This window comes from Streptomyces sp. RP5T (genome assembly GCF_003933965.1).
GTDB lineage: Bacteria > Actinomycetota > Actinomycetes > Streptomycetales > Streptomycetaceae > Streptomyces.
Map to the genome: position 1 here is coordinate 1 of NZ_RSAJ01000498.1, position 6,157 is coordinate 6,157.

General features: G+C 73.1%; 5 protein-coding genes. 3 read left to right on the forward strand and 2 right to left on the reverse strand.

Annotated features, from left to right (window positions below):
• A partial coding sequence (locus tag EHS43_RS46795) for a hypothetical protein (RefSeq protein ID WP_221740784.1) occupies positions 1–207 on the forward strand: 207 nt, incomplete at its 5' end.
• Positions 204–1,262: a hypothetical protein gene (locus EHS43_RS34510; RefSeq protein ID WP_125194585.1), complete on the forward strand. Its 1,059-nt coding sequence runs from the start codon at positions 204–206 to the stop codon at positions 1,260–1,262. The genes EHS43_RS46795 and EHS43_RS34510, both read left to right, overlap by 4 nt.
• 25 nt (positions 1,263–1,287) lie before the next feature.
• Here EHS43_RS34510 and EHS43_RS34515 read toward each other — a convergent pair whose 3' ends face one another.
• Positions 1,288–3,204, reverse strand: coding sequence for a long-chain fatty acid--CoA ligase (locus EHS43_RS34515; protein ID WP_125194586.1), 1,917 nt, complete (start codon positions 3,202–3,204; stop codon positions 1,288–1,290).
• 220 nt (positions 3,205–3,424) lie between these two features.
• A complete protein-coding gene (locus EHS43_RS34520) occupies positions 3,425–4,711 on the reverse strand; it encodes an acetyl-CoA C-acetyltransferase (RefSeq protein WP_125194587.1) in 1,287 nt (428 codons plus the stop codon).
• A gap of 88 nt (positions 4,712–4,799) precedes the next feature.
• Here EHS43_RS34520 and EHS43_RS34525 point away from each other — a divergent pair, with 88 nt between their 5' ends.
• Positions 4,800–6,080, forward strand: a complete 1,281-nt coding sequence (locus EHS43_RS34525; RefSeq protein WP_185806539.1) for a 3-oxoacyl-ACP reductase — start codon at positions 4,800–4,802, stop codon at positions 6,078–6,080.
• Positions 6,081–6,157: the final 77 nt, after the last annotated feature.

Here is a 6,157-nt window from a genome sequence, read left to right on the forward strand (position 1 = left end):
GTCCGGGCCGAGCGGGGCGGGATCGCGGCGGGCGGCGACATCTGCGGCAACGCCATCGGTGCCCGGTCACAGGTCTCCGGTCCCCGTACTCCCGCGCGGGGGACGGCCGCCCGGCACGGCACGGGCGACGTCCACGCCCGTCCGGGCGCGACGGCCGCCGGCGGGGACGTCACGGACAACGCCTTCGGCGACGGCAGCCGCCGATGACCGGCCGTTCCTGGCCGCGCCGCGTCCGCGCGGACCACAAGAGCGTCGCGGCCGACGGCAACATCCAGGACTCCACGATCTCCTCGGACAGTCATGTCACGCACATCAACGAGGTGCACATCCACCCCGCGCCCGGCGCGACGGAGCAGGGGACGGCACTGTCGGACATCGCGGCGGTCCTCGCCGACCTCAGAGACCGTACCGGCGAGCTGGCCGCCGAACAGGTTACGCAGGCCAGGCAGCTGGCCGCACTCGAACACCGGCAGACCACAGGCCCGACCACCGCCCTGACCGACCTCCAGCACCACAACGCCGAACTCACCGGACGACTCCGGAACCAGGCCGAACGGCTGCGCGCCGTCGAGGACAGGCTCGACGACCAGGAAGCCCGCTCCTCCGCCGCGGCCCTCACGGACCTCCAGCGGCAGAGCGCCGAACTCAGCGCCCGGTTCGCCACCCAGGCCGACCAGCTCGCCGCCCTCGAACGCCGACGCGACACCGCCCCGGTCTCCGCCGCCGAAGCCGAACGCCTGCGCGCCGAACGAGAGTGGGCCGCCGCTCGTGCCCACGCCGACCAGTACGCCGCCGAACGCGACGAGGCCCGCCGCCGGCTCGCCGCACTGCCACCGCGCGAGGGGGGCGAGCCGGCCACGACCCTGTCCTCCGCCCAGCAATACCCGACCTCGGCCACAACCGGGCGGCAGGGCAGGTACGCCCCGAGCCGGCTTCTCGACCGCAGCCGCGACATCCTCCACCCCTCCCCTGTGCGGCCGAAGCGGATACATTCCGCCTACAAGAAGGTCGGCGGCACAAAGTTGCTCGTCGTCAGAAAGACCTGCTCCTCGCGCTGGTGCCTGCGCTGTGTCCGGGAACAGCACGGAAGGGCGCTCGGTGCCGTCATCGGGCCGGTCGGGCTCCTGGCCTCCCTGGCGGCCGCGATCGGGCTGTTCCGCGCCGGCGCCCCCTGGTGGATCGGCCTCCCGGTCGTCGCCGGTCTCTTCTTTGGGACCCCGTTCCTGGTGGACTGGGTCGAGCGGAGCACTCCGAGGATCTGACGGGGATCACCGGAAGAACGTTTACTCAGCGCTCGTAGAGTCCCTCGATCTCCCCCGCGAAGTCCCGCATGACCGCCTCCCGGCGCAGCTTCATCGACGGGGTCAGGTGGCCGGCCGCCTCGGTGAAGTCGGTGGGGAGGACGGTGAAGCGGCGGATGGACTCGGGGCGGGAGACCATCTTGTTCGCCTCGTCCACCGCGCGTTGCAGGACCTGCCGCAACTCCGCGTCGTTCACGATGAGTTCCGCGGGCACGGGATGCTTGCCGTTCATCTGGCGCCAGTGGTTGACGCCGTCCATGTCTAGGCTGATCAGGGCCGAGATGTAGGGGCGGCGGTCACCGAGGACCATGCACTGCGAGATCAGCGGGTGGGAGCGCAGCCAGTTCTCCAGCGGGGCCGGGGCGACGTTCTTGCCGCCGGCCGTGATCAGGATCTCCTTCTTGCGGCCGGTGATCGTCAGATAGCCCTCGTCGTCCAGTTGTCCGATGTCCCCGGTCGGGAACCAGCCGTCGGCCGAGGCGGGGGCCACCCCCTCGCCGTAGGGGTCCCAGTAGCCCCGGAAGACCTGGCCGCCGTTCAGCAGGATCTCGCCGTCCGCCGCGATGCGGACTCTGGTGCCCGGCAGGGGCCAGCCGACCGTGCCCAGGCGGGGCTTCAGGGGCGGGGTGCAGGTCGCGGCGCCGGTCGACTCGGTCAGTCCGTAGCCCTCGTAGATCTGCATGCCCGCGCCCGCGAAGAAGGCCGCGAGGCGGCGGCCGAGCGGGGAACCGCCGGAGATGATGTGCCGGATCCGGCCGCCCATGGCGTTGCGGATGCGGCGGTACACCAGCGGGTCGTAGAAGGTGCGGGCCGCCTTCAGGGCCGCGCCCGGGCCGGAGCCGGTGCCGGCGTGGCGGGTCTCCATCGCCTCGCCGTAGCGCACGGCGACATTGGTGGCGCGGTCGAAGACGCTGACCCGGCCGCCGCTCTCCGCCTTGGCGCGGGCGTTGTTGAAGACCTTCTCCAGCATGTACGGGATCACGAGCAGGAAGGTCGGCCGGAAGCTGGCGAGGTCGGCCAGCAGGTCCTCGGCCTGGAGGCTCGGCGCGTGCCCGAGGCGGACCCGGGCGCGGACGCAGGCGATGGCGACCATGCGGCCGAAGACGTGCGAGATGGGCAGGAAGAGCAGGGTCGCCAGGTCGGGTTCGTCCGACTTGGACTTGAAGACCGGGAAGAGGAGCTCGATCGCGTTGTCGACCTCGGTGAGGAAGTTGCCGTGGCTGAGCACACAGCCCTTGGGGCGGCCGGTGGTGCCGGAGGTGTAGACGACGGTGGCGACCGTGGCCGGGCCCAGCATGCCCCGCCGTACGCCGATCTCCTGCTCGGGGACGGCCTGGCCGAGCTCGCCGAGGCGCTCCACGTGCCCCTTCTCCATGATCCACATGTGGCGCAGGTCGGGGAGGCGGCTGAGCTCGGGGCCGAGGGCGGCGGCCTGGGCGGCCGTCTCGGTGACCAGGGCGACCGCGCCGGAGTCCTGGAGGATGAACCGGGTCTGGAAGACCGAGGACGTGGGGTAGACGGGGACCGTCACCAGGCCCGCGGCCCAGGCGGCGAAGTCCAGGAGCGTCCACTCGTACGTCGTACGCGCCATGATCGCGACCCGGTCGCCCGGCATCAGGCCCTCGGCGATCAGGCCCTTGGCCACGTCCAGCACCTGCCGGGCGAACTCGGCCGCGGTGAGGTCGATCCAGCGGCCGTCGTCGGTGCGGCGGCTCATCACCCGCTGGTCCGGCGCCGCCTCCGCGTTGTCGAACGGCAGGTCGGCGAGCGAGCCGTGGGTCACCGGCGGGACCAGGGGCGGCACCGACACCTCGCGGACCTCACCGTCGAGCCGCACGATCTCTGGTTCCACGAGCACGGGTGCGCCGTCGTAGTCGTGGCCGGACACGTACGAGAGGGACATGGTCAGCTCCTGGGACGTGCAGCTCGGTACCGCTCCGCTGCATGAGGTACGCAGGGGACGTACCGGGGCGTTCACCCGCGAGTGCGCCGGGAAGGGTTACCAGGGGTAGGACGGTGATCCTAAGTGGCTCAAGTGGCGAGCCTGTGCGGGTTCGTTGATGGTCCGGAGCCGGGACTGTGCAGCCTCGACCGCAAAGTGAGGCTTTGTCGCCGACCCGCTCCTACGGGCGCTCCAGAATCGCCGTGACCCCCTGGCCGCCCGCCGCGCATACCGAGATCAGACCCCGTCCGGGGCCCTCCCGTTCGGCCAGCAGCTTCGCGAGCGTGGCCACGATCCGCGCTCCGGTCGCCGCGAAGGGATGCCCGGTGGCGAGCGAGGACCCGGTGACGTTGAGCCGGGACCGGTCCACCGGGGCCAGCCCCTGCTTCTCCCAGGCCGCGAGGGTCGCGAGGACCTGGGAGGCGAAGGCCTCGTGGATCTCGACCAGGTCGAAGTCGTCCATGCCGAGCCCCGCCCGCTCCAGCATCCGGGGCACGGCGTGGGCGGGAGCCATGAGCAGCCCGTCCTCGCCCTGTGCCACGTCCCCGCGCACGAAGTCCACGGCCGCCGTCTCGTACGCCGTGAGGTACGCCAGGACGGGCAGGCCGCGCGCCTTCGCCCACTCCTCCGACGCGAGCAGCACGACCGCCGCCCCGTCCGTCAGCGGGGTGGAGTTCCCGGCCGTCATGGTCGGGTCGGGGTCCGCCAGGCCGAACACCGGTTTGAGCGCGGCGAGTTTGGCGGCCGTCGAGTCGGGGCGGAGGTTCTGGTCGCGGGCCAGGCCCCGGAAGGGGACCACCAGCTCCCGGAAGAAGCCCCGCTCGTACGCCGCCGCGAGCCGCTGGTGGCTCGTCGCCGCCAGCTCGTCCTGGTCCCGGCGGCTCACGCCCCAGGCCCGGGCGGTGACGGCGGCGTGCTCCCCCATCGACAGTCCGGTGCGGGGTTCGGCGTTGCGCGGGATGTCGGGCACGAGGTGGGCGGGGCGGATGCGCGCGAGCGCCTTGAGGCGGGCGCCGGCCGACCTGGCGCGCCGGGCCTCCAGCAGGATGCGGCGCAGCTCGTCGTTGACGCCGAGGGGCGCGTCGCTCGCGGTGTCCGCGCCGCCCGCGATCGCGGACTCCGTCTGGCCGAGGGCGATCTTGTTGGCGGCGGCGATGACGGCCTGGAGTCCGGTCCCGCAGGCCTGCTGGATGTCGTACGCCGGGGTGTGCGGGTCCAGCCGGGAGCCGAGGACCGTTTCGCGGGCGAGGTTGAAGTCGCGGGCGTGCTTGAGGACCGCGCCGGCGACGAACTCCCCGACGGCGCCCGGCTCCTGGAGCCCGAGGCGCTCGACGAGGGCGTCGAGCGCGGCGGTGAGCATGTCCTGGTTGGAGGCGGTGGCGTACGGGCCGTCCGAGCGGGCGAAGGGCACACGGCTTCCGGCGACGATCGCCACGCGCCGGGCGACCGGCGGCTTCAGGGGGCTCATCTCCACCAGCTCCTCACCTCGAACATCGGCTTACCTACGGTAACCTTACTCCAGAGTAAGGACTCTGCGACCGACCCGGGAGATGGACATGGCCGACCGCTATCTGAGCTTCACCGGCACCGCGCCGGGCCGGTTCCTCACCCGCCGCCTGGGCCTTCCGCAGCCGGCGGTGCTGCGCCGGTGGTCGCGGGAGACACCGGAGTTCGAGGGCGGGGTGCTGCGGCTGACCGCGGGCAAGTCACAGCTCACCGCGCCGGATCTCGACCCCGCCGCGGACTCCCCCGCCGGGGTCCTCCTCGACGCCACCGGAGTGCGGGACGTCGAGGGGCTCGCGGAGGTGCACGCGGCCCTGCACCCGGTCGTGCGGTCGGTCGCCGCGAGCGGCCGGGTCGTCGTCCTGGGCGCGCCGCTCGACCCCGCCGACCACCACCAGGCCGCCGCCCAGCAGGCGTTGGAGGGGTTCACCCGCTCCCTGGGCAAGGAGATCGGGCGGGGCCGGACGGTCAACCTGGTACGCCTGACCGACCTGTCCGCCGCCGAGTCCACCCTGCGGTTCCTGCTCTCCCCCCGGTCGGCGTACGTCAGCGGCCAGGTGATCGAGGTCGGGCAGCCGCAGGAGGCCGACTTCGACCGGGACCTCCCGCTCGCCGGGCGGACGGCCCTGGTGACCGGCGGGGCACGGGGCATCGGCGCGGCCGTCGCCGAGACGCTGGCGAGGGACGGGGCGCGGGTCGTCGTACTCGATGTGCCGGGGGCGTCGGCGGATGCCGAGCGGCTGGCCGGGCGGCTCGGGGGCAGTGCGCTCACGCTGGACATCACGGCCCCGGACGCGGGCACGCGGATCGCCGAGGCGCTGCCCGACGGACTGGACGTGCTGATCCACAACGCGGGCGTCACCCGGGACCGGCGGCTGGTCAACATGCCCGCGGAGCGCTGGAGTTCGGTGCTGGACGTCAACCTGGCGAGCGTGCTGCGCACGACCGACGTCCTGCTGGACACGGGCACCCTGCGGCGCGGCGGGCGGATCGTGGCCACCGCCTCCATCGCGGGGCTCGCGGGGAACGCCGGGCAGACCAACTACGGCGCGAGCAAGGCCGGTGTGGTCGGGCTGGTGCGCTCCCTGGCGCCCCGGGCGCTGGCCGAGCACGGGGTCACGGTGAACGCCGTCGCCCCGGGGTTCATCGAGACGAGGATGACGGCGGCGGTCCCGCTGTTCATCCGGGAGGCGGGGCGGCGGATGAACTCCCTCGGACAGGGCGGCCTGCCCGTCGACGTGGCCGAGACGACGGCCTGGCTGGCCCACCCGGCCTCCGGCGCGGTGAACGGCCAGGTCGTGCGGGTGTGCGGCCAGAGCCTGTTGGGGGCGTAGGGACGATGTACTCCGACGACACCCGGGCCGAGCAGGCCCACGGCGACCCGCGGACCGTTCTCACCCGGCCCCCCTCC

Excerpts from the sequence above, each read along its gene's own strand:
- EHS43_RS34510 (WP_125194585.1), top strand. The coding sequence starts at position 204 with ATGACCGGCCGTTCCTGGCCGCGCCGCGTCCGCGCGGACCACAAGAGC.
- EHS43_RS34515 (WP_125194586.1), bottom strand. The coding sequence starts at position 3,204 with ATGTCCCTCTCGTACGTGTCCGGCCACGACTACGACGGCGCACCCGTG.
- EHS43_RS34520 (WP_125194587.1), bottom strand. The coding sequence starts at position 4,711 with ATGAGCCCCCTGAAGCCGCCGGTCGCCCGGCGCGTGGCGATCGTCGCC.
- EHS43_RS34525 (WP_185806539.1), top strand. The coding sequence starts at position 4,800 with ATGGCCGACCGCTATCTGAGCTTCACCGGCACCGCGCCGGGCCGGTTC.